Origin of the sequence: Azospirillum cavernae (genome assembly GCF_003590795.1) — a bacterium.
Taxonomy (GTDB): Bacteria; Pseudomonadota; Alphaproteobacteria; order Azospirillales; family Azospirillaceae; genus Azospirillum; species Azospirillum cavernae.
In genome coordinates this window covers 196,061-222,190 of record NZ_QYUL01000004.1, presented here as the reverse complement: position 1 = coordinate 222,190, position 26,130 = coordinate 196,061, and the positions used below count along the sequence as shown (strand labels likewise).

The window sequence follows — 26,130 nt, the reverse complement described above, 5'->3', positions numbered from 1 at the left end:
ACCTTTGGCAAGGTCTCCGCGTCCGTTTGTCTTTTTTTGATTGGTCGTTCAATAAAAAACAAAACGCGGCATGTTGTCCTTTGGTCACGATCCAGTCATCAAAATGCAATTCCAGGCGACGTGACTATCGACCCGGCGGGGCGTCTCGGGGCAATCTACGGCGACTCTCGCTTGGGGAGGCCAACGCACCGTTCAGGAACCGCCGTCATGACCATGATCTTGCCATCCGACGCCGCCTTTTCTTCGGCGGACGCGGCGCAGACGCGGCCAGACGCGCGTGTGGTGGAAGCCCGGTCCACCGTCCGGCTTGAGGTGCGCAATCTCTGCAAAATCTTCGCCGACGACCCCCGTCCGGCGCTGGCCCTGCTGAAGGCCGGGGCCGACAAGGCGGAGGTGCTGCGGCGGCTGAACGTCAATGTCGGGGTGGTGGACGCCAGCTTTGACATTCGGGCGGGCGAGATCTTCGTCATCATGGGGCTGTCGGGGTCGGGAAAATCGACCATGATCCGGCTGCTGAACCGGCTGATCGAGCCGTCGGGCGGCGACATCCGGCTGGATGGCCGCAATCTGACGGCGCTGTCCAAAGGCGAGCTGGTCGAGGTTTTGCGCCGCGACATGTCGATGGTGTTCCAATCCTTCGCCCTGCTGCCCAACCGCAACGCCCTGGACAACGCCGCCTTCGGGCTGGAAATCGCCGGGGTGGGCAAGGCCGAACGGCGGGCCGCCGCCTTGCGGGCGTTGGACAAGGTCGGCCTGTCCGCCTACGCCGACCGTTTTCCGCGCGAATTGTCCGGCGGGATGCAGCAGCGCGTCGGTCTGGCCCGCGCGCTGGCCAAGAATCCCACCATCATGCTGATGGACGAGGCGTTTTCGGCGCTCGACCCGCTGATCCGCGCCGACATGCAGGACGAGCTTTTGCGGCTTCAGCGCGAGCAGGCGCGGACCATCGTCTTCATCTCCCACGACGCGGAGGAGGCGATGCGCATCGCCGACCGCATCGCCGTGATGGAGGATGGCCGCATCGTCCAGATCGGAACCCCGGCGGAGATCATCCGCAGCCCCGCCGACGAGTATGTCCGCGCCTTTTTCCGGGGGGTGGACGCCTCGCGCCTGTTGCGCGCCCGCGATCTGGCCCGCTGCGACGACCGCGTGGTCCTGCTGGACGAAGAGGCCGATCCCGCCCCGGCGCTGCGCCGTCTGGCCGAGCGCGGCGTCGGTTACGGCTACATCCGGGGCCATGACGGGCGGTTCCTCGGCGTGCTGTCGCGGGAATCGGGAACCCTGGTCAGCGGTCTGGAACCGGCGCGGGGCGATGATTCCCTGCACGGCCTGCTGCGCCGGGTGGCCTCGGCCCCTTGTCCGCTGCCGGTGGTGGACGGCGACGGGCGGTTCCTGGGCGCGCTGTCGCGCGCGGCGCTGCTGGAAACGCTGGATCGCGGGGGGCCGCGCCATGGATGAGGAACTCTCCGCCCTGCTGGGCGGCGGCATTGGTCGTTGGGCGGATTGGCTGGTCAACCGCATCCTCGACCATGGTCAACCGACGCTGGACGTCATCGCCGCCGTGGTGGATGGGTTCGGCGGGGCCATCGACGGGGCGTTGCTGGGCGCGCCGCCCTGGGCGTTGGGGGCGGTCGTCACGGCGGCGGCGCTGTGGCGGGTCGGCAAGGGCTTCGCCCTGTTCACTCTGCTGTCGCTCGCCGCCATTTTCGCCATGGGCCTGTGGGAGCCGATGGCCTCGACCCTTGGCTTGGTGCTGTCCTCCACCCTGCTCAGCCTGCTGCTGGGGGTGCCGCTGGGGATCTGGATGGCGCGCAGCCGGTGGGCCGACGGGGTGGGGGCGACGCTGCTGGATTTCATGCAGACCATGCCCGCCTTCGTCTATCTGATCCCGGCGGTGATGTTTTTTGGGTTGGGCCGGGTGCCGGGCATCATCGCCACGGTGATCTTCGCCATGCCGCCCGCCGTACGCCTGACCGCGCTGGGCATCCGGCAGGTGCCGGTCGAACTGGTCGAGGCGGGACGCGCCTTCGGCTGCCGCGAGCATCAATTGCTGCTGAAGGTGCAACTGCCCAACGCGCTGCCGTCGATCATGGCCGGGGTCAACCAGACCATGATGATGGCGCTGTCGATGATCGTCGTCGCCTCGATGATCGGGGCCGGGGGGCTGGGCAACGTCGTGCTTCAGGGAATCCAGCGGCTCGACATCGGGCTGGGCGTGGAAAGCGGTTTGAGCGTCGTTCTGCTCGCCATCATGCTCGACCGCATCACCCAGAGCTTTGGCAAGAACGCTCCGCAGGGCGGAAAACGGTGACGGGGGGTGTTTCCACCCCCCGCGCCACGGCGTCAGGCGTTCAGTTCGGCGTCCAGATAGCTCAAGGCGACGGCGCGGGCCTCCCGCCCGTCCATCGCCCCGGTCAGGGCGGAGCGCAGCCACAGCCCGTCGATCATCGCCGCCAGCCCGCTCGCCACCCGCTCGGCCCGCTCCAGCGGCAGCAGGGCGCGCAGGCTGTGGCGCAGGTTGGAATGCAGGCGCCGGGCGTTGATCCGCTGCAAACGGGCGAGCGCCGGGTTGTGCGGGGATTGCGCCCAAAAACCAAGCCAAGCCGACACCACGCGCGGGTCGAACTGGGCCTCGGCGAAGTTGCAATCAATGATCGCCTCCAACCGGGCGCGCGGCGAACCGGCGGCGGCCAGCCGTTCGGTGACGTCGGCGCGAAGCTGCTCCAACATGCTGCGCATCGTCGCCGCCAGCAACTCGTCCTTGCCGCCGAAATAATGATGGATGATGCCGGGCGAGACGCCCGCCCCCCGGCTGATCGTCTGGACCGTGGTGTCGGCCAGCCCGCGTTCCCCCATCGACGCGATGGTCGCCTCGATCAACTGACGGCGGCGGATGGGTTCCATTCCAACTTTGGGCATTCACCAACCTTGCGTGACGGCTTGCGGGGCTGCGAACAACCGTACCCCGACTTTGGTTTTGTCGCCAAGAGATGCGCTTTTTTCGCCGGGCCGTCGATGGCGAAATCACCCGGCCAGCCCGGCCCAATCCCCTCATCACACCTCGCCACCCACACGACATCCACGACATCAAGGAGTTTGACGATGAAGACGGCCTGGAAGGCGCTGACCGCGCTGAGCGCTGCGGCGCTGCTGAGCTTGGGCGCGGGCGCGGCGTTGGCCGCCGACGCGGCGTCCTGCAAGAAGGTGCGCTTTGGCGATGTGGGCTGGACCGACATCGCGGCGACCACCGCCTTGGCCTCGGTGACGCTGGAAGCGCTGGGCTACACGCCGTCCACCACCATGACCTCCGTCCCGCTGGTCTACACCGGGCTGAAAACCAAGTCGCTCGACGTCTTCCTGGGCAACTGGATGCCGACGATGGAGCCGTTCATCAAGCCCGCGCTGGAAGACGGCTCGGTCGAGGTGACGCGGGTCAATCTGGAAGGGGCGAAATACACGCTGGCGGTGCCGAAATACGCCGCCGACGCCGGGCTGAAAAGCTTCAAGGATCTCGCCAAGTTCAAGGACAAGCTGGACGGCAAGATCTATGGGATTGAGGCGGGCAATGACGGCAACCTCATCATCGACAAGATGCTGAAGGCCGACGCCTTTGGCCTGAAAGATTTCAAGATGATCGAGTCGAGCGAGGCCGGGATGCTGGCCGAGGTCAAGCGCGCCACCCGCGCCAAGAAGTTCATCGCCTTCCTGGGCTGGGCGCCGCACCCGATGAACAAGTCCTTTGACCTCACCTATCTGGCCGACGGCGACGATTGGTTCGGCCCGGATTTCGGCGGGGCGACCGTCAGCACCAACGTGCGCAAGGGCTACGCCGCCGAATGCCCGAACGTCGGGGCGCTGCTGGCCAACCTGTCCTTCACGGTGGGCGTCGAAAACGCGGTCATGGACGACATCATGAACGCCAACAAAAAGCCCAACGACGCCGCCAAGGCTTGGTTGAAGAAGAACCCCGACACGCTGAAGGCTTGGCTGAAGGGCGTCACCACCATCGACGGCAAGGATGGTCTGGCCGCCGTTCAGGCCAAGCTGGGGATCGCCGCCAAGTGATCCGCTGAAAAGTCGCTCTCCCTTTTGGTCCCAGGCGCAAAAACTCTGACGCCTGGGACCATTGGTGAGGCCGCCGCGCGCCGTCAGGCCGCGCGGATCTGGGACAGGGCGGCGTCCACGACGCTGCGCAGCCGGTTGGATTCGCCGGAAAGCTGCGTGGACACCGTCAGCACCTCGCCAGCCGATTGCCCCGCCTTCTCGGCGGCGTGCCGCACGTCGGTGATGGTGGACGACACCTCGCGGGTGCCGGTGGCCGCCTGCTGGACGTTGCGGGCGATCTCAATCGTCGCCGCGCCCTGCTGTTCCACCGCCGCCGCGATGCTGGTCGAAATGTCGTCGATCTGCGCGATGATGACGCCGACCTCCTTAATCACCGCCGCCGTTTCGTGCGTCACCCGCTGCATGTCGCTGACCTGTCCGGCGATTTCCTCGGTGGCTTTGGCCGTCTGGGTCGCCAGATTCTTCACCTCCCCGGCGACGACGGCGAAGCCTTTGCCCGCCTCGCCCGCGCGCGCCGCCTCGATGGTGGCGTTCAACGCCAGAAGGTTGGTCTGGCTGGCGATGTCCTGGATCAACTGGACCACGGCGCCGATCTTGGCCGCCGCCTCGGTCAGCCCCAGAACCCGACCATTCGCCTGCTGGGCGGCGGCCACCGCCTCGCGGGCGACGCTGGCCGAGCGGTTGACCTGCTGGCCGATCTCGCGGATCGACCCCGACAATTCTTCGGTCGCCGCCGCGACGGTCTGCACATTGACGTTGGCCTCATCCGACGCGGCAGCCACGACGCTGGCTTGCTGCGTGGTCTGGCTGGCGGTCGCCGCCATCGCCTGAGCGGTGCCGTTCATCGTCCGCGCGGCGGTGTCGACCGTTTCGACCACGTTGCCCACCCGCGCCTCCAGATCGTCGGCGAGCCGCAGCATCGCCGAGCGCCGCTCCGCCTCCATCCGCGCTTGATCGGCGGCGCGCTGGGCGATCATGCGCTGGAGATCGTCCAGCATCTTGCGCAGCGCGTCGGCGAGCACGCCGATTTCATCCTCCTGCCGGATGTCCAGCGTCTGGTCGAACTGACCAGCGGCGATTCCTTCGGCGAAGCGGACGCTGGCCCGGATCGGGCGGGCGATCCCACGCGCCATCATCCACATCGCGCCGACCGCCAACGACACGACCAGGACGCCGACGGCGACCTGCCACAGCACGCTGCTGTTGGCCCGCTCGTTCAACGACGCGGACAGGGCCAAACCATCGGCGAGAACGACGTCGCGCGGCACCTGGATCAACACCGCCCACGGCTTTCCGGTGGCCCCCAGCGGAATCGGCGCGAAGCTCCGCAGCAGGTTGGTTCCGGTCTGCACATCGACCTGGGGCTTGCCGCCCTGCACGATGGCCAGATCCTCCCGCCAGGAGGGATCGATGGTGGCGAGCGGCTGACCGACGCTCGCCGGGCGGGCGCTGTGGGCGACGATCAAGCCCATGTTGCTGACGATCACGACCTCGCTGCGCCCGTCATAGACCGCTTGGCTGACCTTGGTCGCCAATTGCTGAACGAAGTCGAGGTTGAAGTCGGACCCGGCGACGCCGACGAACTTGCCGCCCACGACGATGGGAACCGACAGGGTGGCGAGAAACACCTGCTTGCCCTGCACGATGTAGGGCAAGGGGTCGAGCACGCTTTCCTTGCCGGTCTCCTGCGGCCCGATGTACCAGCCGCCCTTCATCACGCCGTTGGGGTGCAGGGCGCGGCTGTCATACTCGACCAAGGGCTGCATGGCGATGCGGCCCGAATCGTCGCGATTCCAATAGGGGATGAAGCGCCCGGTCGCGTCGGTTCCGGTGTCGCGCCGGTTGCGGAATTCGCTGTCGTTGGCGTCAAGCGCATCCGGTTCCCACGCCGAATAGGTGCCGTTGAACAGCGGGTTGTTGCGCAGCACGTTGAGCAGGACACCGTTGAGCGCTTCGCGGCGCTTGTCTACGGGGACATGACCGGGATTCATCCCGTCGGCCATGGTGGCGAAGCTGTGAGCCATGGTGCGGGCGGCGTTCAGCGCCGTTTCAAACTCCGAACGGATCAGTCCGGCTTGCGACGCGGCGAGATTTTGAAGCGACTCCTGCGTCGTCTTGTTGAGAATGCCCGAGACGCTTTCGCCGACATAACTGTTCGTCGTTCGGGTGGACACCACGCCGAACACGACGAGAGTCATCACGGTTCCAGCCAAACACGCGCCAGCCAGCGCCGCGATTTTGTTTTGTATCGATTTCATCCGCATCGCATCCCCCAAAGTCACCATGCTGTGACGCGCGTGATGAAGGACGCCGAATAAGGTGGAGAAAAAATTCCACCAAATGCGGGAACCATAGTTCACCGTGCATCACGTCCCAAGAAAGGCATACCAGAGTGTGCCTCTTCGACGATGATGACCATTTGATCTGAATCATGCGATTGAACGAAAGACCAATGCCTCATTTTGAAAATGAAATTTTTTCAAGAACTCAGATTTCATTTGCACACTCTTTCCTCATTTTATTGCTCGTGCGTTGATATTTATCCAATATCTTTGCCTCCAAGGGACACTCGGGGTTGATGCCGCACAGCGTTTCACCGAACAATCATGCCTCCAACCGCAACATCGGAAGGCGTGGGAAGCGTCGCCTTCGGCGCCGCGTCAAATCGTCCCAGCCTTCAGCGCCAACCGCCAATGAGCCAAGCGGGCTTTCAATTGAGCTTGGCGGGCGTAGGGCAACTCCTCGTCCGCCAAGCGTTCCAGCGCTTCAAAGGTGAAGCTGTCGGGGCCGTGGGTGGTCCAGGCCTGTTGCACGTCGCGGTGCGGGTCGCCGCCGGTGCGCAGCGAAAACCACAGGCGGTTTTGCACCGTGTCCACATTGGGCGCTTGCCCGACCCACAATTGCCCCGACGGCGCGCAGCGCACCGCGTAGATCCCCGCCACCGATTTCCGTTCCTTGTAGGCGGCGACCGCCGCCTTTTTGTCCACGCTCTTCACTGCCGCTCTCCGCCGGGTTTCTGGTTGCGGCGGCAATATACCCGGATAAAACGAGAGTGCAAGATATTATCCGGGTGAAATCAGTCCGCCCGCAACCCCAACCGTCCGGCCAAGCGAAACAGGTTGCTGCGGTCCACCCCCAAGCTGCGCGCCGCCTTGGCCCAATTGCCATCATGACGCGCCAGATGCTCGCGGATCATCCGGCGTTGCAGATCCTCCACCGCCTCGCGCAACGGCACATCGGCGGCGAAAGGTGGCTCGACCGTTGAAACAACCGGGGGCGTCGTTGGGCTGACCAGCCCGTCGCCATCCGTCAGCCCCAGATCGGCGGCGTTCAGGGTCAACACCCCGCCCTCGGCGGCGCGAGCGGCGCGGGCGCGGATGGCCCCCCGGCCAATGGCGTGCTCCAACTCCCGCACATTGCCCGGCCAGGGGTAGGACAGCAACCGCCGCTCCGCGTCCGCCGACAGGCGCAAATTGCGCAGACCCAGCCGCGCCCGGTTGCGGTCAAGGAACAGCCCGGCCAGCCGCAGCGCCTCGGTTCCGCGCTGGCGCAACGGCGGCACCGGCAGCGGGTAGACGCTGAGCCGGTGGTAGACGTCGGCGCGGAAACGCCCCTCCGCCACCTCGCGCGCCAGATCGCGGTTGGTCGCGGCGATGACGCGGACGTTCACGGTCAGATGCCGGTCGGATCCCACCCGCTGGATCTCGCCATTCTGCAAGGCGCGCAGCATCTTGGCCTGAACCGCCAGGGGCAGCTCCCCAACCTCGTCCAAAAACAGGGTGCCGCCGTCGGCCAGCTCGAACTTGCCACGCCGGTCGGCGACCGCGCCGGAAAAGGCCCCACGCACATGGCCGAACAGCTCGCTTTCCACCAGCGCGTCGGGCAGGGCGGCGCAATTCACATGCACCAGCGGCCCCCGCGCCCGGCGGGACCGGGCGTGCAGACGGCGCGCCACCAGCTCCTTGCCGACGCCGGTTTCGCCCAGCACCAGCACCACCAGATCGCTGTCGGCCACCGCGTCGATTTCCCGCAACAGCGCCGCCATCGCCGGGCCTTCGCCAACCAGCTCATGCGCCGGGTCGGGCCGCTCGTCAAAGGCGCGCGACGGCTCCGCCAATGGCGCCCGCCGCTCCATCGCCTCGGCCAGCGCCGCCGCCAGCCGGGCCAACCCGGCGATGGCGCCGTCCAACCCGTCGAACCGTCCGGGGTGCAGCGCGTCCAGCGTCAAGGCTCCCCACGCGACGCCCCCGCCCGCCGTCCTCAACGGCGCGCCGACGCAATCATGGACGTGCAGCCGGTCGAGCCGGTCGGGAATCAACCCGTCATAAGGGTCGGGCAGGGGAGAATCAGCGGGAAAGCGCGTCAGCGGCTCCCCAGACTCGACGATGGCGCGCAGGCGCGGGTGTTCGTCCAGGCGAAAGCGACGGCCCAGCGTGTCGGGACTGAGGCCCCGCGTCGCCAGCGGAACCAGCCGGTCGCCGTCCAAGCGCAACACCGCGCAGGCGTCGCAGGGCAAGCGCCGGGCGACCAGCTCCAGCAGCGTTGGCCACAGCCGATCCGGGCTGTCGAGCCGATCCAGCAGCCCGGCGACCTCATCGGGGGAAAAGGAGAGTGTCGAAAAGACATCCATGTTGTCCATTCGACATCATACCCCAGTCGGTCCGTCTGACAACAGCCCGATGACGCGGCGCGGAAACGCGCGCCCGACGCTCTGGCACGGGGATTGCGATTGGTGGTGCGACATCTCGCCGCGCAACAAAGGATCACCCCCGCCATGCTGACGCCCGCCCAGACCGCCATCATCAAGGCCACCGCCCCGGTGGTCGCCGCCCACGCCAACCAGATCACCGCCACCTTCTACCCCTTGATGTTCGAGCGTTTCCCCGAAGTGCGCGCCGTCTTCAACCAAAGCCACCAGCGCGGCGGCGCCCAGCCGCAGGCGCTGGCGAACGCCATCATCGCCTACGCGTCCAACATCGACCGGCTGGAGGTTTTGGGGTCGGCGGTGGCGGGCATCGTGCAAAAGCACGTCTCGCTGAACATCACAGCGGATCAGTATGAGATTGTCGGAAGCTGCCTGATGGAGGCCATCGGTCAGGTTCTGGGCGACGCGGTGACGGCGGAGATCGCCGACGCCTGGGGGGCCGCCTATTGGCAGCTCGCCCGCCTGCTGATCGCGGCGGAAGAGGCCGAATACACCCGCAAGGCGGCGCTGACCGGCGGTTGGCGCGGCGCGCGGCGCTTCCGCATCGTCGAAAAGACGCCGGAAAGCGCGGTCATCACCTCCTTCCGCTTGGCCCCGGTCGATGGCGGGCGGGTGATGGATTTCCAGCCCGGCCAATATCTGGGCCTGAAGCTGACCATCGACGGCGAAACCGTTCACCGCAACTACAGCCTGTCGGCCAGCCCGAACGGCCAGACCTACCGCATCTCGGTCAAGCGGGAGGAGCGGGGGCAGGTTTCGGGATTCCTGCACGACCGCGCCGCTGTGGGCGACGAGTTGGAGATCTACCCGCCCGCCGGGGAGTTCGTGTTGACCGACAGCGCCGCGCCGCTGCTGCTCATCACCGGCGGCGTCGGGCAAACCCCGGCCCTGCCGCTGGCCGAACAGGCCTTGGCCGCCGGGCGGCGGGTGGTCTATGTCCACGCCGCGATCAACGGGACGGTTCACGCCTTCCGCGACCAGGTCGCCGCGTTGGCGGCCCGCCACGCCGCCTTGCGAACCGTCTATTGCTACGCCGAACCCGACGCCAACGACCAACCGGATCTGATCGGCCTGCTGGACCAGGAGCAACTGGCCGCCCTGCTGCCGCCCGACGCCGGGACCGAGGCCTATGTCGTCGGGCCGAAGCCCTTCATGGCGGCGGTGATCGCCGCCCTGACCGCGCTGGGCCTGCCAAGCGGCGCCATTTTCCACGAGTTCTTCGGCCCCAAGGAAGCCGTCGCCTGACCGCCCACGCCGTCCACCCGCTCCCCCATTCCTTACCGGATGGGGGAGCGAACATCCTGTGTTTTCAAGGAACGTCCGATCATGGACATGAAAAATTTCTACGACCATCACAGCGACGTTCTGACTCTGGCGGCGGCTGTCGAACGGCGGCTGGACCCGGCGGGCGTCGCGGCGGATCCGGCCCCGGTCGCCGCCGATCTGGTGCGGCTGTTCGGCAAATTCTCCGTCCATCTGGCGGTGGAGGACAAATCGCTCTATCCCCGGCTGACGCACGACGGCGACCCGACGCTGCGCGGTGTGGCCACGCGCTTTCAGGACGAGATGGGCGGGTTGACCCAGCGCTTTGAAACCTACCGCAAACGCTGGCCCGGCCCGCTGGCCATCGCCAAGGATCCGGCGGGATTCGTCGCCGAAACCAAGACGATTCTGGACCAGCTCAAAAACCGGATCGCCCGCGAAAACGCCGAACTCTACCCGCTGGCCGAACGGCTGGGGGCGGAGAAAACCGCCGCGTGAAGCCTCTCACCATTGGCTGCGTTGATTTGGACCATACCCAGGCCGATGTCTGGGGCGTAGGCTTGTGTCCTGCGGAATGAGGGGCGTCGCCCCTTGTTCGCCTGTCTTCTGGGCCTTTTGGGCCTTCCGGGCCTTTCGGCTGGAACCATCATGCAGCCTTCCGACGCGCCCCGCGCCGTCCCGTCTCTTGGGCGGGTGGTGGCGGTTCATGGATCCGTGCTTGACCTCGCCTTTCCCAAGGACGCGCTTCCGGCGTTGCTGGAGGCCGTGGAGATCCTCTGGGACGGGCCGGAGCGGCTGATCGCCGAGGTCCAGTTGCACCTTGATCCCGAAACGGTGCGCGCCATCGCCTTGCAGGCAAGCTCCGGGCTGGCGCGCGGCGTGGCGGCGCGGGCCACCGGCGCGCCCTTGACCGCGCCGGTCGGCGACGCCGTGCTGGGACGGTTGATCGACGTGATGGGAACGCCGCGCGACGGCGGGCCGGATCTGCCCGCCGACGGGCCGCGCCTGCCGATCCACCGCGCGCCGCCGTCGCTGTCCCAACGCTCGCCCAAGCGGGAACCCATCGCCACCGGCATCAAGGTGATTGATTTGCTGGCCCCGCTGGCGCGCGGCGGCAAGGGGGCGATGTTCGGCGGGGCCGGGGTCGGCAAGACCGTGCTGGTCATGGAATTGATCCGCAAGATGGCCGACCTGCACAGCGGCATTTCCGTTTTCGCGGGCATCGGCGAACGGTCGCGCGAGGGCCAAGAGCTGTGGGAGGAGACCCGCGCGTCGGGCGTGCTCGACCGCACCGCCCTGGTGTTCGGCCAGATGAACGAGCCGCCGGGCGCGCGCTGGCGCGTCGGCCTGACCGCGCTGACCATCGCCGAGCATTTCCGCGACGCGGCCAAGCGCGACGTGCTGCTGCTGATGGACAATGTGTTCCGCTTCGTCCAGGCCGGGGCGGAGGTGTCGGGCCTGCTGGGGCGGTTGCCGTCGCGGGTCGGCTATCAACCGACTCTCGCCAGCGAAATCGCCGAGCTGGAGGAGCGCATCGCCTCGACCGAAGGGGCGGTGGTGACGGCGATCCAGGCGGTCTATGTCCCCGCCGATGATTTCACCGATCCGGCGGTGGCCGAGCTGTTCAGCCATCTCGACAGCTCCATCGTGCTGTCCCGCGCCATGGCGGCGGAAGGGCTGTATCCGGCCATCGACCCGCTGACCTCGACCTCAAGCCTGCTCGACCCGCTGGTGGTGGGGGAGGAGCATTACCGGCTGGCCGAGGATGTCCGCCGCACCATCGCCCATTACCGCGATTTGCAGGACGTCATCGCCCTGCTGGGCATCGAGGAGTTGAGCGCCGCCGACCGTCTGGCGGTCAAGCGCGCCCGCCGTCTGCAACGTTTCCTGACCCAGCCCTTCGCCGTGACGGAGGCCTTCACCGGACACAGCGGCGTCAGCGTGCCGCTGGCCGACACGCTGGCCGGATGCCGGGCCATTCTGGACGGGGTCGGCGACGATTGGGCCGAATCCTCCTTCTTCATGACCGGCACGCTGGATCAGGCGCGGGCGCGCGAAACGGAGGGGAAACGCGGATGACGGCCCGACTCCTGGATCTGGTCATCACCACCCCGACCGCCGTGGTCGCGCGCAGCGCCGCCGTCACCCATCTGCGGGCGGAGGACGACAGCGGCGCGTTCGGAATCCTGCCCGGCCACGCCGATCTGTTGACCGCGCTGTCGGTGTCGGTGGTCAGTTGGCGCGAAGCCGACGACAACGCCAAGGCTGATGAAAACGGAACCGGACGGGAGCGCCATTGCGCGGTGCGCGGCGGCGTGCTGACCGTCAGCGACGGGGCGCGGATCGCCGTGGCGACGCGGGAGGCGGTGGCGGGCGACGATCTGGCGGCGCTGGAGCGCGACGTGCTGACCCGCTTCCGCCAGGAGCGCGCGGTGGAGGGCGAGGCGCGTGGCGGCGCCCGGCGGCTGCGACTGGCGGCGGTTCGCCACATCCTGTCTTACCTGCGCCCCGACCGGCGAACCGCCCCGCCATCCTTGCGCGACGGCGGGGAGGGGGACGCGCCATGACCGAGCCGACAGACCCAAAACCAGACTCTTCCAACGGCGACGGCAATGGCCACAACCACCTTGCCGAGCCGGTGCGCCGACGCCGCGAACGGCGCGAACAATGGGCGCGCGAGGGCGAACGGCCCATCGGGCGCAATCTGGCGCTGATCGGCGCGCTTGGCTGGCTGGTGGTGACGCCGCTGCTCGTCAGCCTGTTCATCGGACGCTGGCTCGACCGGATGGTTGGGGGAGGGATCTTCTGGACCGCCTCGCTGATCTTCGCCGGGGTCGTTCTCGGCGGCTGGCTGGCCTGGAAGCGCATCGAGGAGGAGCGGTGAGCATGACGATCCCCACCATCCTGTCGGCCCTGCTGGGGCTGTTGGCCGGGGCGGCGCTGGGCGCGCTGTTCTTCCGCAGCCTCGCCGTCACCGTGGACCGCTGCCTGGACGGCGGCGTCCGCCGGGTGTTGCCGCTCTACGCCCTGCGGGTGGCCGGGGCGGTCGCCGCCTTCACGCTGGCGGCCTTGGCCGGGGCGGCGGCGCTGCTTGGCATGCTGGCCGGATTCCACGCCGCCCGCGTCGTGATCGTCCGCCGGGAAAAGGCGAAAAACCCGTCGCAGGAGGCGCGATCATGATCGAATCGCCCCTTTCCGCCCCAATCGTCTTCGCGCTGGGGCCTGTGACCATCACCCTGCCGGTTCTCACCACCTGGGGGCTGATGGCGGTGTTGACTCTCGGATCGGCCCTGGCGACGCGGCGGCTGCGCGTGGTGGAGCCGGGCCGCGTGCAAACGGCGCTGGAGCTGGTGGTGCAAACGCTGAACCGGCAGATCGGCGAGACCATGCAGGCGGATCCCGCCCCCTTCCTGCCGCTGCTCGGCACGCTGTTCCTGTATCTGGCCACGGCCAACCTCACCGGGCTGGTTCCCGGTTTGAAGTCCCCCACCGCGTTCCTGGAAACCGCCGGGGCCTTGGCGCTGGTCGTGCTGCTGGCCACCCAGGCGTTGGGGGTGCGGGCGCGCGGGCTGTGGGGTTATCTGAAGGGCTTCGCCCAGCCCACGCCCCTGCTGCTTCCGCTGAACATCCTGGCGGAGTTGACGCGGGCCTTTTCGCTGTCGGTGCGCCTGTTCGGCAATGTGATGAGCGGCGAATTCGTCATCGGCATCGTCCTGTCGCTGGCCGGGCTGTTCGTGCCGGTGCCGCTGATGGCGCTGGAGCTGCTGCTGGGGCTTGTGCAGGCCTACATCTTCACCATTCTCGCCGCCGTCTTCATCGGCGGCGCGGTCGGCTCCATCGAAAGGGGTTAAGCCATGGACATCCACGCCATCAGCATTTTGTGCGCGACCATCGCCGTGTCGGTCGGCGCCATCGGCCCGGCGTTGGCGGAGGGTCGGGCGGTCGCCGCCGCGATGGAGGCCATCGCCCGCCAGCCCGAAGCGGCCAACACCCTGTCGCGCACCCTGTTCGTCGGGCTGGCGATGATCGAGACGATGGCGATTTATTGTCTGGTCATCGCGCTGCTGCTGCTGTTCGCCAATCCGTTCGTTTGAAGGGGACGGCCATGCGAATCGACGGTTGGACGCTGCTTCTTCAGGCCATCAATTTTCTGGTTCTGGCGTGGCTGCTCCGCCATTTCCTCTACCGGCCGGTGCTGGCGGTGATCGCCGAACGGCAGGCGACCACCGAACGGGCGCGGGTCGAGGCGGACGCCGCCCGCGCCGACGCCGGACGGCTGCGCCAGGGGTTGGAGGGCGAACGGGCCGGGCTGTCGGAGGAGCGCGACCGCCTGCTCGCCGACGCCCGCCGTCAGGCCGACGCCGAACGCGCCGCCCTGCTCGACCGCGCCCGCGCCGAGGCCGCGCGCCTGCTGGCCGAGGCCGCCGCCACCCTGGACGACGAGCGCCGCCAAGCGGTCAGCGGCCAGCGGGAGGCCGCCGCCGAACTGGCTCTGGCGGTGGCGGCGCGGCTGCTGGGCGCGGCGGACAGCGCGGCCAGCCTGACCCAACGCTTCCTGATCGAAGCCTGCCAAAGCGTCGCCGGGTTGGCCGAGGCCGACCGCCGCGCGCTGGTCGAGGATGGCGCAAGCCCGCCGGACCCGCTGCCGCTGCGGCTGCTCAGCGCCGCGCCCTTGGGCGAGGGGGCGCTGACCGACGCCCGGACGCGGCTGGAAACCGCCCTGGGGCGGCCCGTGGCGCTGGACGCGGGCGCCGATCCCGACCTGATCGCCGGGGTGGAGCTGCATTTTCCGCACAGCGTCCTCCGCCATTCCTGGAAACAGGCTCTGGCCGAGGCGATGGAGGAGCTGACGCGCGATGACCGCACCCAAAATGACGCCCACAAACAAAACGACGCAGGCAAAACCGCCGCCGCTTAAGGACGCGCTGGATCTCTGGCTGCCGCAGGCGCTGCGCCGGGTGGACGCCGTGGCCGCCAGCCCGCGCTTTGAATCCATCGGGCGGATCGAATCGGTGGGCGACGGCATCGCCCGCGTGTCCGGCCTGCCCGGCGCGCGGTCGGACGAACGGCTGGTCTTTCCCGGCGGGGTGGCCGGGCTGGCGGTCGATCTCGACCAGGACATCGGCTGCGTCCTGCTGGGCGAGGACCGCCATTTGTCCGCCGGGGACATCGTGCGCGGCACCGGGGCCGTCGTGCGCGCGCCGGTCGGCGACGCCCTGCTGGGCCGGGTGGTCGATCCGCTGGGAAACCCGCTCGACGGCGGGCCACCCATCGAGGCCGAATGTTGGGAGCCGGTGGAGCGCCCCGCCCCGACCATCGCCGACCGGGCGGCGGTGACGGAACCGATGCTGACGGGAACCGCCGTGATCGACGCCATGTTCCCGTTGGGGCGCGGTCAGCGCGAATTGGTGATCGGCGACCGCGCCACTGGCAAGACGGCCATCGCGGTGGACGCCATCCTCAACCAGCGCGGCGGCGACGTTCTGTGCGTCTACATCGCCATCGGCCAAAAGGCGTCGGGCGTCCGCGCGGTGATCGAGGCGGTGCGCGACGGCGGCGCGGCGGACCGCTGCCTGTTCGTCGTCGCCGCCGCCGACAGCCCGCCGGGGCTGCAATGGCTGGCCCCCTACAGCGGCTTCACCATGGCCGAGCATTTTCGCGACAGCGGGCGGCACGCGCTGGTGATCGTCGATGATTTGACCAAGCACGCCGCCGTGCACCGGCAATTGTCGCTGCTGCTGCGCCGCCCGCCGGGGCGCGAGGCCTATCCCGGCGACGTCTTTTACCTGCACGCCCGTTTGCTGGAGCGCGCGGCCAAGCTGTCGCCCGCGCGCGGCGGCGGGTCGCTGACCGCGCTTCCCATCGCCGAAACCCAGGCGGGCAACCTGTCGGCCTACATCCCGACCAACCTGATTTCGATCACCGACGGCCAAATCTTTCTGGATGCCAAGCTGTTCCACGAGGGGCAGAAACCGGCGGTGGACATCGGGCGCAGCGTGTCGCGGGTGGGCGGCAAGGCGCAGCCCCCGGCCCTGCGGCGGCTGGCCGAACCCCTGCGCCTGGATTACGCGCAGTTTCTGGAGCTTGAAGCCTTCAGCCGCTTCGGCGGCATGGTGGACGACCGCACCCGCAAGGCGGTGGCCCATGGCCAGCGGATGCGGGCGCTGCTGGCCCAACGCTCTCTGGCGCCGCAACCGCTGGCCCGCCAATTGGCGCAATTGCTGGCCCTGGACGATGGAACGCTCGACGCCATTCCGCTCGACGCCCTGCCGCGCTTTCAGGCGGCCTTGGCGGCGGGGCTGGACGCCCAGACGTTGGCGGCCACCGCCCATCTGGCGAGCGGCGGCGACCTGGACGACGCCACCCGCGCCGAATTGCGCGCCGCCGTGAGCGACGCCGTCCGCGCGCTGGGGCCGCCAACGGGGGCCGCGCCATGACCGAACGCCTGACCGAGGTTGAGGCGCGGCGCGCCAGCGTTCAGGATCTCAGCGCCGTGACGGACGCCATGCGGGCGTTGGCGGGGGTCTGGCTGCAACAGGCGCTGGGCCTGCTGGGCGGCGCCCGCGCTTACGCGGCGGTGATCGAGCGCGCGTTGGGCCAGGCGCTCGCCCTGACCGACGCGGGGACCGGGGGGCGGCCCCTCAACGGGGGGAAAAACGGCGAGGGCCGCCCGGTCCTGCTGCTGTTCGCGCCCGAGCATGGCTTCGTCGGGGCCTTCGCCGAACGGCTGGTCGAGGCGGCGCTCGCCGCGCCGAAGGACCACGCGCTGTGGGTGGTCGGCAGTCGGGGCGCGGCGCTGTTGGAGGAGCGGGGCAGGGCGGCGGACTGGGCGGCGCCGATGGCGACCCGCGCCGACGGCGTGCCCGCGACCGCCCGCGAGGCGGCGGACGCGCTGTACAAGGCCGCCGCCGCGCATCGGGTGGGGCCGGTGTCCCTGCTGTTCGGGCAAACCACCAGCGGCGCGCCGCCGGAGATCCGCCGCGAAACGCTGCTGCCGTTGGATCCCGCCCGTTTTCCCCAGCCGACGCCGGGGGGATCGCCGCCGCTGACCAACCTGCCACCCGCCGCCCTGGTGAACCGGCTGATCGACGAGTATGTTTTCGCCCGGCTGGCCGGGGCCGCCATGGAGAGCTTCGCCGCCGAAAACGCCGCCCGGTTGGCGGTGATGCTGACGGTCCAGAGCAACATCGAGGCGACGCTGGAGGATTTGACCGGCGTCACCCGCCGCCTGCGCCAGGAGGACGTGACCAGCGAGTTGATCGAGCTGGCGACGGGGGCCGAGGCGCTGGGCGGCGCGCGCCGCCGCTCTGGTCAAAGGTAAGGGCTGCCCCCCGAAAAGCTATGGCCTTTTGGAGGAGTCCCGGATTGACAGGGGGACGACGCCTATGCCCAATGGAAGGCGATGAAACGGTCGCGACGGCGACGGAGTGCGGATCTTGGTCCCGGCGCGCAAGCTTCCAGCTTTTTTGAACTCCACGGTTTTCGGCTTGGTCGGCGGCTTTGGGCTGATTTCCTACATCGGCGTCGGCCATGGCATGGAAGCCCTGTGGAATCCCACGGGCGTGGTCATCATCGGCGGCGGCATCAGCGTCGCCGCCCTGTTGGCCTTCCGCGCCAGCGAGTTGAAGGCGGCGCTTCTGGCCATCGTCAACATCTTCCGCGACGAGGAAACCATCGCCGACGACATCGCGGAAATCGTCGCCTTCGCCCGCCTGTACCACCGCAGCCAAATCCAGCAGGCCGAACAGCGGGGAGCCAAGGCGGCCAGCCCCTTTTTGCGGCTGGGACTGCAACTGATTCTGGATGGCGCGCCGATCAACGACATCCTGCATGTGATGAACTGGCGCATCCAAAAGGTGATCGAACAGGAAACGGTTCAGGCCCGCCTGTTCCGCACCCTGGCCGGTTTGGCCCCCGCCTTTGGTCTGCTGGCGACGCTGGTCGGGCTGATCGGCATGATGGCGCAGCTTGGAACCGCCACCATCGCCCAGGTCGGCGAACACATGTCGGTGGCGCTGGTCGCCACGCTGTATGGCGTGGTGCTGGCCAATCTGGTGTTCAAACCCATCGCCATCAAGCTGGAACAGCGCACGGCGGGCCGCGTCGCCATGCTGAACGTGCTGTTGGAAGGCATTTTGATGGTGCGGCTTGGCCGCTCCCCCACCGTGATCGCCGACGCCATGGCCGAATTCGTCCGCGAACGCAGGGACGAACTGCATGGAGCCGCCTGACCGTCCCCCACCTGACCGCCCTTCGCCTGACCGTCCTTCGCTGGACCATGCGTCGGAAATCGATTCCGCCATGCTGGGCCGGGCGCGGATGCCCGCCGCCAACGCGGACGAGGATCAAGAGATCTGGCTGCTCAGCTATTCCGATCTGGTGACGCTGCTGCTGTCGGTGTTCGTCATGCTGCTGGCGATGACGACGCTGAAAGACCAGTTGCCGACCAAGCCGATGCCCCCGGACGCCCCGGCGGTCGGCGTCGCGGCGACCGCCCCCCCGCCCAGCGAACGCCCCCCGCTGTTCGACGACGCGCCGCCCCTGCCGCCCCTGATCCAGCCTATCCTTCAAGCGCCGGAGCCGCCCGATCCCCGCCCCCGGCTGAACCCGGACGAGGTGGCGGTGACGGCGCCGGAACGGCTGGCCCAACGCTGGCGCGAACGGCTGACCGAACTGGGCGCGCCAACCGCCGTGACGGTCAGCGTCCAGCAAAACCGCGTCGCCATCAGCATCGGGGACGCCATCCTCTTCGCCCCCGGCCAAGCCGAACTGACGCCGCCCGGTCACGCCATCCTGCGGCGGCTGGCCACCACCCTGATCGCCGCGCGCGGCGACATCATCATCGAGGGGCACACCGACGTCACCCCGGTGGCCAACCAGCGTTTTCCCTCCAACTGGGAATTGTCGGGCGCGCGGGCGTCCAGCGTGGTGCGCCGCCTGATTGATCTGGGGGTTCCAGCCACCCGCCTGTCCGCCGTCGGCTTCGCCGACACCCGCCCGCTCGGCCCCGGCGGCGATCCGGCGTCGCTCGCCCGCAACCGCCGCGTCGCCATCAGCCTTCAAGCGGACGAATGAGCGGCTCTACGCGCGCGCTCCGGTTCAGCCCTGCCAGCGGGTCAAATGATTGTCCCAGCGGAAGGCCGGGGTTCGGCGTTCCAGGACCGGCGCGTCCGCCGAGGCGGCGATCCGCTCCATCACGCCCAGACCGCTGGTGATGGCGAAACCATCGTCGCACGGCGCGACGCCGCAGCCGTCGGGCAGGGCGGTCGCCCCCCGCCACGCGCCGCTTTCCCCGTCCCACAGGCCGATCAACCCGCCCTTGGGCGAGCTGGCGGCGACGAGGCGACCGTCCGACGCGACGCTGCCGATGTAGCCGTCCAGCCGGACCAAGACATCGTCCGGCGTTTCAAACAGGCGAACCGCGCCGCCGCCCGGTCGATGGGCGCCGACCAAGGGCTGAGTCTCGCCGATGGGCCGTTCGTCCTGCACGCCGAAGGCGACGCCGCCGTCGGCCAGCGGGGCCAGATGGCGAATCCCCAGATTGGCGTGCCGTTCGGGCAAACGCACCTGATCCAGCAGACGCCCGCTCGCCGCCTCGACATAGGTCAGCGAGGAATCCATGGCGTCCAGATTCAGCTTGGCCCGCCCGGTGTCGGGGTGGGTGATGACCCCGCCATTGGCGACGGCCAGCACCGCGCCGCCGTCCAACGCGACGATCTCGTGCGGACCAAGCCCGTGGGTGGGCAACGCCCCGACGCGGCGGTAGCCGTCGGCGGCGTCATACAGGCCGATGGAGCCGGTTTCGCCCGGCACGTCGTCTTCGGCCACGTAGAGCACACGCCCATCGGCGGAATAGGCGCCATGGCCGGTGAAGCGGCGATCCTCCGGCGCGGCCACCACCGTCCCCGGCGTTCCGTCGTCCAGCGAGACGGGCAGGAACCAGCGGCCCGGACGCCGGGCGAAGACCACCGCTTCGGCGCGGGACGGGCGCGGGACAATGCCATGGGCGCGGCCCGGCGCGGCTGTGGTGAAGCGCAGGTTTCCCGTCGCGTCCAACGCCGCCACGCCGTAGGCGGGCGACGCCCCGGCGGTGGCGTAGGCGTTGAGGTAAAGCGGCGCGCCGTTCACCGTCGCCGCGCGCGTCGGCCCGGCGACGGCGGCCAGCAAGCCGCCGCCCAGCAGATGCAGAACCGTCCGGCGGTTGGGCGTCATCCCCGTCAATCCCCGTCCAACTCGTTGAAACCGATGGTGATGTCGAGCAGCGGGGCGAGCGTGCCCAGCATCTCCACCCGCGCCGCCTTGACCGAGCGCAGGGCGCTTTCGACGCTTTTGCGCCGGGCCGGGTCGCTGACGGCGGCGTTCAGCGGGCCGGAAATCGCGTTCACCGCGCTGATCGCGGAGGCGAAACTCTCGTCAATCGCCTGTTTGGCGGTGGCCCCATCCTCGTTGGCGGGCAGCAGGACGGCGAAGCCGGGACCACCGTTCTCGCCCAGCATCAGGGCGCGCAGCCCTTCCAGATTGAGCGTGATGTTGCGCAGGGCGCGCCCGCTGCGCAGCGCCTCGACCGTCGTCGGCTTGGCTTCGGCCAGACCGCCGCCCAAGGGGCCGGTCAATTTCTGATCGACGATGATCTGCATGGCGGTGATCGCCGAGGCGAACAGGGTGCTGACGGCCTCGCTCGGGGTCGGGCCGAGGATGGTCGGCTCTCCCGTGGCGAGCGAGGCCACCAGCGCCTTCCAACCATCGCGGGCGTCCGTCGCGATGGTGGCAAGGTTGCGGGCGGCGGCGGCGGCGAGCGCGCCACGGAAACGCTTGGCGTCGTCGCCGGTGAAGCTGTCCACCGTCACGCCCTCGTCGAACAGCAGCCGTTCCAGAACGGTCAGGCCCTGCACGGCGGCGCTCTGGCGGGCGAGCGCGCCCGGTTGCAGCAGCTTGGCGTCGTGGTCGCGCAGAATCTGGCCGATCTGCCGCTGCACCACCCCCGCCCGTTCCGGCCAGAAGGATATGCGGTCGGAGCGCAACTCCAGCGTCAACGGGCCGGGCCGCAGATGCTGCACGGCGGCCCAGGCGTCCGTCACCGCGCGGTGCGCTGCGCGCGCCTCCTCCAGCCCGGCGGCGGTGGGGGACGCGGCGAAGCGGTCGAGCTGGTCGGCGTAGCGGGCGGTCGCCGTCGCCAAGGCCTCGCACCGGGGCAGGGCGTGGCTGCGCGCCATTCCGGCCAGAAACGCGCGGTCCTGATCCGCCGCGCGCGCCGCCAAGGCGGGCAGGGGCGGCAGCGCCAGCGTCAACGCGGAGGCCGAAAGCAGACCAAGCAGTATGCGGCGTCGCATAGTTCCCATTCCTTGCAAGCGTTGCGGCGGGCCGTCGCCCGCCAACGTTCCTTTACAAACCCAGAACGTAGCGCACCAGACGTTTCCGCGCCTCGCGCGGCAAGTCCATGAAATTTTTGCGGGATTTCTCCGCTTCGCCGCCGTGCCACAGAATGGCCTCGGTCACGCTGCGGGCGCGGCCATCATGCAGCAGGGTCAGGCGGCCATCCTGCGCGGCCAGCCGATTCAGCCCCCACAGCGGCGTGGTCCGCCAATCCCGCCCGCGCGCCTGGAACATCGGCACCTCGTCGGCCAACCCGTCGCCCATGTCGTGCAACAGCAGGTCGCTGTGCGGAAAGACGGTTCGGTTGGACAAGGCCGGGCGGGCCGGATCCGGGGCGGTCGTGTAGGATGGCTTGTGGCAGGACGCGCAGCCGACGGCGGCGAACAGGGCGGTTCCCGCCGCGTCCTTGGGCGGCTCCAGCCCGCCTTCGGGCGGCAGGTCGCGCAGATAGCCGTCGATCAGGCCGATGATGGAGCTTGGGATCTCCAGCCCCTCGAATTGTTTGGAATCGCCGTGCGGTCCAGCGCGGCAGACGGTTTGCGCCGCCGTGCAGTCGCCCCAGGGATCGCGGAAGGACGGGGTGGACATGCCGATGTCCAGGCTGAAGGCCTCGGAATTCTGGCGGTCCAGGCTGGGGTTGCTGGCCTTCCAGCCGAACCGGCCAACCCGCAACGCGCCGTCCATCGGAACATGGTTGGGCCGCCCGGCGACCACGCCCTCTTCGCGCTGCTTGGCGGCTTCGGCCTCGACCGCGTCGTCCGGGATGGCGTCGAGCAGGCCCATCCCATGGACGCGCGGGGCGACGCGCGGCGTCAAGCGGGTGGTCGCGGCCAAGGGGCCATAGCCGAGATTGGCGATTCCGTAAGTCGGACGGCGCAGCCGCGCCGTGTCGCCGTCGGGGAAGCGAACCGTCTCTTCGCGGTAACGCACGGTCGGACGGCCCTCGGCGATCTGGCCGGGAATGGCGTTGGATTGGATCTGCCGCCCATAGACCGGATCGTCGTTCATCTTCAGGGCGAAGCCGACGCCTTGATCCTCCGCTGCCGCCGGATCGGGCGGGCGTCCGCCGCCGCCCTTGGGGTGGCAGGCGGCGCAGCCGCGCGCGTTGTAGAGCGGCCCCAACCCGTCGGCGGCCTGGGTGGCGGTGGGGGCGGCCACCCACATGCGGCGGAACAGCCCCTCGCCGATCCGGACGTCGAGGCCGTCGGCCCGCGCCGGGGCGGTCAACGGGACGGCCAGTGGAGCGAGCAGCAGCGCGGCGAACAGCCGCCGGGAAAAACGCTTAAGCAACGCGGATGTACCCCATCATGCCGGTGTCCTGATGTTCAATGATGTGGCAGTGGAACATCCAGTCGCCGGGGTTGTCGGCCTTGATCGCCACCCGCAGCCGCTCTTTCGGCTCCAACAGCACGGTGTCGGCGTGGTGCGGAACCACCTTGCGCAGATCGGACGACAGCACCGAAAAGGTGTAGCCGTGGATGTGGATCGGGTGCAGGTGCGGCGTCAGATTGGCCAGCTCGAACACATAGCTGCGGCCCTTCTCCAGCGTCGTGATCGGCGGCGGCAAGCGTTCATGCCCGCCCTCCGGCCAGCTTTGCTGGTTGATCGCCCAGAAGGTCTTTTCCGACAGGCACAGGGAATCGGCGAAGGGCAGGCTGGTCAACAGCGCGTCGTCGAAAATTTGCGCCACGGCGGTGGCCGAAAAGGCCATCGGCACGACGGTCGCGTTTTTCAGATCGGGCTGGGGGATGCTGGCGGCGGGCAGGGCGCGCGGGGCGAAACGCTTGTTGGGCAAGGCCGTTCCGACCGAACGGAACACCGCCAACGGCTTGGGCTGAGCCGAATAGACGTTGGTCAGGCGCAGCGTTTTGCCGGGATCCTTGGGCGCGCGGAAGATCACGTCCAGCCGCATCGCCGGTCCCATCGGCCAGCCGTCCAGCGGGCGGGGCGGCAGCGGGTTGCCGTCCACCGCGATGATCCAGGCCCCGCCGCCGCTCTCCGTCCCCTCGACCCGGAGGTCGATCACGCGGGTGCTGTCCACATTGTAGAGGCGGGCGCGCACGTCGCCGTTGGCGGGGACGTCGATCACCGGCTCAATCAGGCCGTTGACGGTGGAAACGCTGCCGAAGGTTCCGGCGCGCGAGGCGCCCCGGTCGCTGGTGAAAGCGCCGAAGGCCCCGGTCTTGTCGAGCTGCCAGTCCTTAATCATGCACACAAGATCGGCGTCGAAGGCGGGTCCGCCCTCCTCCTCGACAATCAACGCCCCGGCCAGCCCGCGCCCCAGCAGCTCCACCGTGTTGCAATGGGGGTGGAAGAAGAAGGAGCCGGAATCGGGCGGGGTGAATTCATAGACGTGACGCTCGCCGGGCTTGGTCGGCGGCTGGGTCAGAAAAGGCACGCCGTCTTCGGCGTTGGACAGGCGGATGCCGTGCCAGTGGATGGAGGTGTGTTCGGTCAAGCCGTTGACCAGAGTGGCGCGCAGCCGTTGCCCCTTGCGCAGCCGGATCACCGGACCGGGAAAGCGTTCGGCGTAGGTGACGAGCGGCGAGGCGTTCGCCGGTTCGGGCAGGATGCGCTGCATCCGCTGTTTGGCCAGCAGCTCGACCTCGACCAGATCGCCGCCGCCCGGCGCCGCGAGGCTGCCCCCGCCCACCGCCGAGGCCGCCAGAGCCGCGCCCCCGGCGCGCAGAAGGGAACGGCGGGACAGGCGGGCGTCGAAGCGGTTCAACATGGCGGGCGTCCTGATGGGCCAAACAAGGTTCCGGCGATTCGACCCGTTCCGCCCCTTCCCCAACCCTCCCCCGCTTGTCAGCGGGAGAGGGGGCCTGAGGAAGAAGGGGCAGGAGCCTTGTCGGCTTGCGGCGGAGTTCCCTCTCCCGCGACAGCGGGGGAGGGTTAGGGAGGGGGCAAGCGCCGCCGCCCGGCGCCGCTTGAATGGAAGAAAAAACCGGCCCTGGCCCCGCCCGTCACGGGCGCTGGCCCGGAAGGGAAGGAGAGGGCGTCCCGGCGCGACGCGCGGGACCAGGGCCGGGCCGTTGGCTTACTTGCTCACGGCGGACGGGTTGTCCAGGCTGTCCGACCCCTTCAGCTCCATCGACACGCCCAAAGCGGCGACGGCGCCCTCCAGGGCCTTCTTTTGATCGACCAAGCGGTCCACCGCCGTGGAAACCAGGGCGTTGCCCTCGGCGTTGTCGGCGCCGATCATCTGATCGTAGGCCATCTTGCCACTGTCGGCGGTGTCCTTGATCGCCTGCATCGCCTTGGTCGTCGCGGCCATCGCCGCCTTGATCTTGGCGTCGGCGTCGGTCGATTTGGCGGCGATCAATTGCGACAGCGACGGACCCGCGACCGTCTTACCGTCGGTCCGGGTGTAGGTGCCGCCATAGACGTTCACCATGCCGACCTGGTCGTAATAATGCGAGTTGTGGGTGTTGTCGGAGAAGCAATCATGCTCCTCTTCCGGGTCGTGCAGCATCAGGCCGAGCTTCATCCGCTCGCCCGCCAATTCGCCGTAGCTCAAGGAGCCGAGGCCGGTCAGCATGCGGGCGACGCCCTCCTCCTCCTTGGCCTTGGCGATGGAGGCGCGGGCCTTGCCCTTGGCGCCCCAGGCGTCGGCCATCTCGCCCAGATCCTCAACCAGCATCTGGGTGGCGACGGTCAGATATTGGGCGCGGCGGTCGCAATGGCCGTTGCTGCACGCCTTGCCCTTGGCGAAGTCGCTGGCCTTGCGCTCGCCCGCGCCCGGCCCGGTGCCGTGCAGATCCTGGCCCCACAGCAGGAATTCCACCGCGTGATAGCCGATGGCGACGTTCGCCTCCACCTTGCCCGCGCCGTGCAGCTTGTCGGCCAGCAGGCCCTTGGTGATGCGGGTGGCGTTGATGGTCTTGCCGCCAGCGGTGATTTTCGGGTTGGCGATCACGTTGGCCGTGGCGAAGGGGTTGGCCTCGCCGCCGCCATAGGAGGAGTCCACATAGTCGATCAAACCCTCGTCCAGCGGCCAGGCGTTGACCTTGCCCTCCCACTCGTCGACGATCGGGTTGCCGAAGCGGAAGGCTTCGGTCTGCATGTAGGGAACCCGCGCGACCTTCCAGGCGGCGCGCGCCTTGGCCAGCGTCTCGTCGCTGGGATTGGCGATCAGGGCGTCCACCGCCTTTTTCAGCGCCTTGGCGCCCGTCGCGGCGTCCTGATAGGCGGCCTGGGCGATGTCGGCGTAATTCTTCGCGACGTCCTTGAACGCGGGCTTGGCCGTGTCCGCGTAAGAGGCGAACGGCAGCAGAGCAACGACGGCGACGGCGGCGAGGCCGACAGCGCGCTTCGACATGGAGATCTCCTTAAGAACGGCAAGGCGGGTCTGGCGGTGGCGTGAAAGCTGCGCAAGTGCGACTGATTTGCAGAGGATAACGCCGCGAATCATTCTCACTGTCAAGCCCTAACCGCAATGTGGTCTCTGTCTTCCGCGTGCGGCGGATCGACGCAAGAAAAAACACCTGTCGATTCAAGCGTTTGCCGCAAAATTGGCCGGTGCGGCTGTGATTGATGAAGGTGCCTTTCACGGCAATGAAGTCAGGTTAATTCGACCCCATGGAAAGACCGTAAAATGATATTCGACACGGATAAACACGGATGCCGACTGCGTCGGCCCACGGATGAACACGGATCAAGGGAAAATTTCTTATCCGTGTTCATCCGTGGATATCCGTGTTCATCCGTGTTTCAAGTTCGTC

General features: G+C 68.5%; 25 protein-coding genes. 16 read left to right on the top strand and 9 right to left on the bottom strand.

The genetic code is table 11. The annotated features are described in order from the left end of the window. Positions 1-207: 207 nt before the first annotated feature. Complete coding sequence (locus D3877_RS24255) at positions 208-1,458, top strand: quaternary amine ABC transporter ATP-binding protein (protein ID WP_238475057.1); 1,251 nt, start codon at positions 208-210, stop codon at positions 1,456-1,458. After that, positions 1,451-2,311, top strand: coding sequence for an ABC transporter permease (locus tag D3877_RS24250; protein WP_119833376.1), 861 nt, complete (start codon positions 1,451-1,453; stop codon positions 2,309-2,311). Before D3877_RS24255 ends, D3877_RS24250 begins: the two co-directional genes overlap by 8 nt. 32 nt (positions 2,312-2,343) lie before the next feature. On the opposite strand, the gene betI is transcribed toward D3877_RS24250, so the two are convergent. Continuing rightward, complete coding sequence (betI, locus tag D3877_RS24245; protein WP_119833375.1) at positions 2,344-2,919, bottom strand: transcriptional regulator BetI; 576 nt, start codon at positions 2,917-2,919, stop codon at positions 2,344-2,346. A 183-nt stretch (positions 2,920-3,102) separates the two neighbouring features. Here betI and D3877_RS24240 point away from each other — a divergent pair, with 183 nt between their 5' ends. Beyond that, positions 3,103-4,065, top strand: a complete 963-nt coding sequence (locus D3877_RS24240) for a choline ABC transporter substrate-binding protein (protein WP_119833374.1) — start codon at positions 3,103-3,105, stop codon at positions 4,063-4,065. Positions 4,066-4,148: 83 nt separating this feature from the next. On the opposite strand, the gene D3877_RS24235 is transcribed toward D3877_RS24240, so the two are convergent. From D3877_RS24235 to norR, 3 genes are all read right to left on the bottom strand, one after another. Further along, positions 4,149-6,323 (bottom strand): methyl-accepting chemotaxis protein, encoded by a 2,175-nt coding sequence (locus D3877_RS24235; RefSeq protein ID WP_338014629.1) that lies wholly within the window; start codon positions 6,321-6,323, stop codon positions 4,149-4,151. A gap of 402 nt (positions 6,324-6,725) precedes the next feature. Continuing rightward, entirely contained in the window at positions 6,726-7,061 is a 336-nt protein-coding gene (locus D3877_RS24230; protein ID WP_119833372.1) for a GIY-YIG nuclease family protein, read from the bottom strand. 80 nt (positions 7,062-7,141) lie between these two features. Next, positions 7,142-8,704: a nitric oxide reductase transcriptional regulator NorR gene (norR, locus tag D3877_RS24225; RefSeq protein ID WP_238475056.1), complete on the bottom strand. Its 1,563-nt coding sequence runs from the start codon at positions 8,702-8,704 to the stop codon at positions 7,142-7,144. Positions 8,705-8,839: 135 nt separating this feature from the next. On the opposite strand from norR, the gene hmpA reads away from it, so the two are divergent. From hmpA to D3877_RS24160, 13 genes are all read left to right on the top strand, one after another. Then, complete coding sequence (gene hmpA, locus D3877_RS24220; RefSeq protein ID WP_119833371.1) at positions 8,840-10,015, top strand: NO-inducible flavohemoprotein; 1,176 nt, start codon at positions 8,840-8,842, stop codon at positions 10,013-10,015. Positions 10,016-10,096: 81 nt separating this feature from the next. After that, positions 10,097-10,531, top strand: a complete 435-nt coding sequence (locus D3877_RS24215; RefSeq protein ID WP_119833370.1) for a hemerythrin domain-containing protein — start codon at positions 10,097-10,099, stop codon at positions 10,529-10,531. A gap of 150 nt (positions 10,532-10,681) precedes the next feature. After that, positions 10,682-12,112 (top strand): F0F1 ATP synthase subunit beta, encoded by a 1,431-nt coding sequence (gene atpD, locus D3877_RS24210; RefSeq protein ID WP_119833610.1) that lies wholly within the window; start codon positions 10,682-10,684, stop codon positions 12,110-12,112. Further along, positions 12,109-12,600, top strand: coding sequence for a F0F1 ATP synthase subunit epsilon (locus tag D3877_RS24205; RefSeq protein WP_119833369.1), 492 nt, complete (start codon positions 12,109-12,111; stop codon positions 12,598-12,600). The genes atpD and D3877_RS24205 overlap by 4 nt, the downstream gene beginning before the upstream one ends. Then, positions 12,597-12,917, top strand: a complete 321-nt coding sequence (locus D3877_RS24200; RefSeq protein ID WP_119833368.1) for an AtpZ/AtpI family protein — start codon at positions 12,597-12,599, stop codon at positions 12,915-12,917. Before D3877_RS24205 ends, D3877_RS24200 begins: the two co-directional genes overlap by 4 nt. Positions 12,918-12,919: 2 nt before the next feature. Further along, positions 12,920-13,213: an N-ATPase subunit AtpR gene (locus D3877_RS24195; RefSeq protein WP_119833367.1), complete on the top strand. Its 294-nt coding sequence runs from the start codon at positions 12,920-12,922 to the stop codon at positions 13,211-13,213. Further along, the gene (locus D3877_RS24190) at positions 13,210-13,884 is read left to right on the top strand and encodes a F0F1 ATP synthase subunit A (protein ID WP_119833366.1); all 675 of its coding nucleotides are present in this window, start codon (positions 13,210-13,212) and stop codon (positions 13,882-13,884) included. The genes D3877_RS24195 and D3877_RS24190 overlap by 4 nt, the downstream gene beginning before the upstream one ends. A gap of 3 nt (positions 13,885-13,887) precedes the next feature. Continuing rightward, positions 13,888-14,127: a F0F1 ATP synthase subunit C gene (locus D3877_RS24185; protein WP_119833365.1), complete on the top strand. Its 240-nt coding sequence runs from the start codon at positions 13,888-13,890 to the stop codon at positions 14,125-14,127. Between the two features lie 11 nt (positions 14,128-14,138). Further along, positions 14,139-14,951 (top strand): F0F1 ATP synthase subunit B family protein, encoded by an 813-nt coding sequence (locus D3877_RS24180; RefSeq protein ID WP_119833364.1) that lies wholly within the window; start codon positions 14,139-14,141, stop codon positions 14,949-14,951. Further along, entirely contained in the window at positions 14,890-16,470 is a 1,581-nt protein-coding gene (locus tag D3877_RS24175) for a F0F1 ATP synthase subunit alpha (RefSeq protein ID WP_238475055.1), read from the top strand. The genes D3877_RS24180 and D3877_RS24175 overlap by 62 nt, the downstream gene beginning before the upstream one ends. Further along, positions 16,467-17,354 carry a F0F1 ATP synthase subunit gamma gene (locus D3877_RS24170; RefSeq protein ID WP_119833362.1) on the top strand — a complete coding sequence of 296 codons (888 nt, stop codon included), beginning with the start codon at positions 16,467-16,469 and terminating at the stop codon, positions 17,352-17,354. The genes D3877_RS24175 and D3877_RS24170 overlap by 4 nt, the downstream gene beginning before the upstream one ends. 106 nt (positions 17,355-17,460) lie before the next feature. Beyond that, positions 17,461-18,264, top strand: coding sequence for a motility protein A (locus tag D3877_RS24165; RefSeq protein ID WP_119833361.1), 804 nt, complete (start codon positions 17,461-17,463; stop codon positions 18,262-18,264). Continuing rightward, the gene (locus tag D3877_RS24160) at positions 18,251-19,108 is read left to right on the top strand and encodes an OmpA/MotB family protein (protein ID WP_119833360.1); all 858 of its coding nucleotides are present in this window, start codon (positions 18,251-18,253) and stop codon (positions 19,106-19,108) included. The genes D3877_RS24165 and D3877_RS24160 overlap by 14 nt, the downstream gene beginning before the upstream one ends. Positions 19,109-19,132: 24 nt before the next feature. Here D3877_RS24160 and D3877_RS24155 read toward each other — a convergent pair whose 3' ends face one another. The 5 genes from D3877_RS24155 to D3877_RS24135 all read right to left on the bottom strand — a co-directional run bounded on the left by D3877_RS24155 (position 19,133) and on the right by D3877_RS24135 (position 25,727). Next, positions 19,133-20,245: a DUF1513 domain-containing protein gene (locus D3877_RS24155; protein ID WP_119833359.1), complete on the bottom strand. Its 1,113-nt coding sequence runs from the start codon at positions 20,243-20,245 to the stop codon at positions 19,133-19,135. Positions 20,246-20,250: 5 nt separating this feature from the next. Continuing rightward, a complete protein-coding gene (locus tag D3877_RS24150; RefSeq protein WP_119833358.1) occupies positions 20,251-21,363 on the bottom strand; it encodes an imelysin family protein in 1,113 nt (370 codons plus the stop codon). A gap of 52 nt (positions 21,364-21,415) precedes the next feature. Next, complete coding sequence (locus D3877_RS24145) at positions 21,416-22,696, bottom strand: di-heme oxidoredictase family protein (RefSeq protein WP_238475054.1); 1,281 nt, start codon at positions 22,694-22,696, stop codon at positions 21,416-21,418. Beyond that, positions 22,689-24,137: a multicopper oxidase family protein gene (locus tag D3877_RS24140; RefSeq protein ID WP_119833357.1), complete on the bottom strand. Its 1,449-nt coding sequence runs from the start codon at positions 24,135-24,137 to the stop codon at positions 22,689-22,691. Before D3877_RS24140 ends, D3877_RS24145 begins: the two co-directional genes overlap by 8 nt. A gap of 309 nt (positions 24,138-24,446) precedes the next feature. Next, entirely contained in the window at positions 24,447-25,727 is a 1,281-nt protein-coding gene (locus tag D3877_RS24135) for an imelysin family protein (protein WP_119833356.1), read from the bottom strand. Between the last annotated feature and the right edge of the window lie 403 nt (positions 25,728-26,130).

Bases quoted from the DNA above. Each gene is read 5' to 3' on its own strand.
- D3877_RS24255 (WP_238475057.1), top strand. From the start codon at position 208: ATGACCATGATCTTGCCATCCGACGCCGCCTTTTCTTCGGCGGACGCG.
- D3877_RS24250 (WP_119833376.1), top strand. From the start codon at position 1,451: ATGGATGAGGAACTCTCCGCCCTGCTGGGCGGCGGCATTGGTCGTTGG.
- betI (WP_119833375.1), bottom strand. From the start codon at position 2,919: ATGCCCAAAGTTGGAATGGAACCCATCCGCCGCCGTCAGTTGATCGAG.
- D3877_RS24240 (WP_119833374.1), top strand. From the start codon at position 3,103: ATGAAGACGGCCTGGAAGGCGCTGACCGCGCTGAGCGCTGCGGCGCTG.
- D3877_RS24235 (WP_338014629.1), bottom strand. From the start codon at position 6,323: ATGAAATCGATACAAAACAAAATCGCGGCGCTGGCTGGCGCGTGTTTG.
- norR (WP_238475056.1), bottom strand. From the start codon at position 8,704: ATGGACAACATGGATGTCTTTTCGACACTCTCCTTTTCCCCCGATGAG.
- hmpA (WP_119833371.1), top strand. From the start codon at position 8,840: ATGCTGACGCCCGCCCAGACCGCCATCATCAAGGCCACCGCCCCGGTG.
- D3877_RS24215 (WP_119833370.1), top strand. From the start codon at position 10,097: ATGGACATGAAAAATTTCTACGACCATCACAGCGACGTTCTGACTCTG.
- atpD (WP_119833610.1), top strand. From the start codon at position 10,682: ATGCAGCCTTCCGACGCGCCCCGCGCCGTCCCGTCTCTTGGGCGGGTG.
- D3877_RS24205 (WP_119833369.1), top strand. From the start codon at position 12,109: ATGACGGCCCGACTCCTGGATCTGGTCATCACCACCCCGACCGCCGTG.
- D3877_RS24200 (WP_119833368.1), top strand. From the start codon at position 12,597: ATGACCGAGCCGACAGACCCAAAACCAGACTCTTCCAACGGCGACGGC.
- D3877_RS24195 (WP_119833367.1), top strand. From the start codon at position 12,920: ATGACGATCCCCACCATCCTGTCGGCCCTGCTGGGGCTGTTGGCCGGG.
- D3877_RS24190 (WP_119833366.1), top strand. From the start codon at position 13,210: ATGATCGAATCGCCCCTTTCCGCCCCAATCGTCTTCGCGCTGGGGCCT.
- D3877_RS24185 (WP_119833365.1), top strand. From the start codon at position 13,888: ATGGACATCCACGCCATCAGCATTTTGTGCGCGACCATCGCCGTGTCG.
- D3877_RS24180 (WP_119833364.1), top strand. From the start codon at position 14,139: ATGCGAATCGACGGTTGGACGCTGCTTCTTCAGGCCATCAATTTTCTG.
- D3877_RS24175 (WP_238475055.1), top strand. From the start codon at position 14,890: ATGACCGCACCCAAAATGACGCCCACAAACAAAACGACGCAGGCAAAA.
- D3877_RS24170 (WP_119833362.1), top strand. From the start codon at position 16,467: ATGACCGAACGCCTGACCGAGGTTGAGGCGCGGCGCGCCAGCGTTCAG.
- D3877_RS24160 (WP_119833360.1), top strand. From the start codon at position 18,251: ATGGAGCCGCCTGACCGTCCCCCACCTGACCGCCCTTCGCCTGACCGT.
- D3877_RS24155 (WP_119833359.1), bottom strand. From the start codon at position 20,245: ATGACGCCCAACCGCCGGACGGTTCTGCATCTGCTGGGCGGCGGCTTG.
- D3877_RS24150 (WP_119833358.1), bottom strand. From the start codon at position 21,363: ATGCGACGCCGCATACTGCTTGGTCTGCTTTCGGCCTCCGCGTTGACG.
- D3877_RS24140 (WP_119833357.1), bottom strand. From the start codon at position 24,137: ATGTTGAACCGCTTCGACGCCCGCCTGTCCCGCCGTTCCCTTCTGCGC.
- D3877_RS24135 (WP_119833356.1), bottom strand. From the start codon at position 25,727: ATGTCGAAGCGCGCTGTCGGCCTCGCCGCCGTCGCCGTCGTTGCTCTG.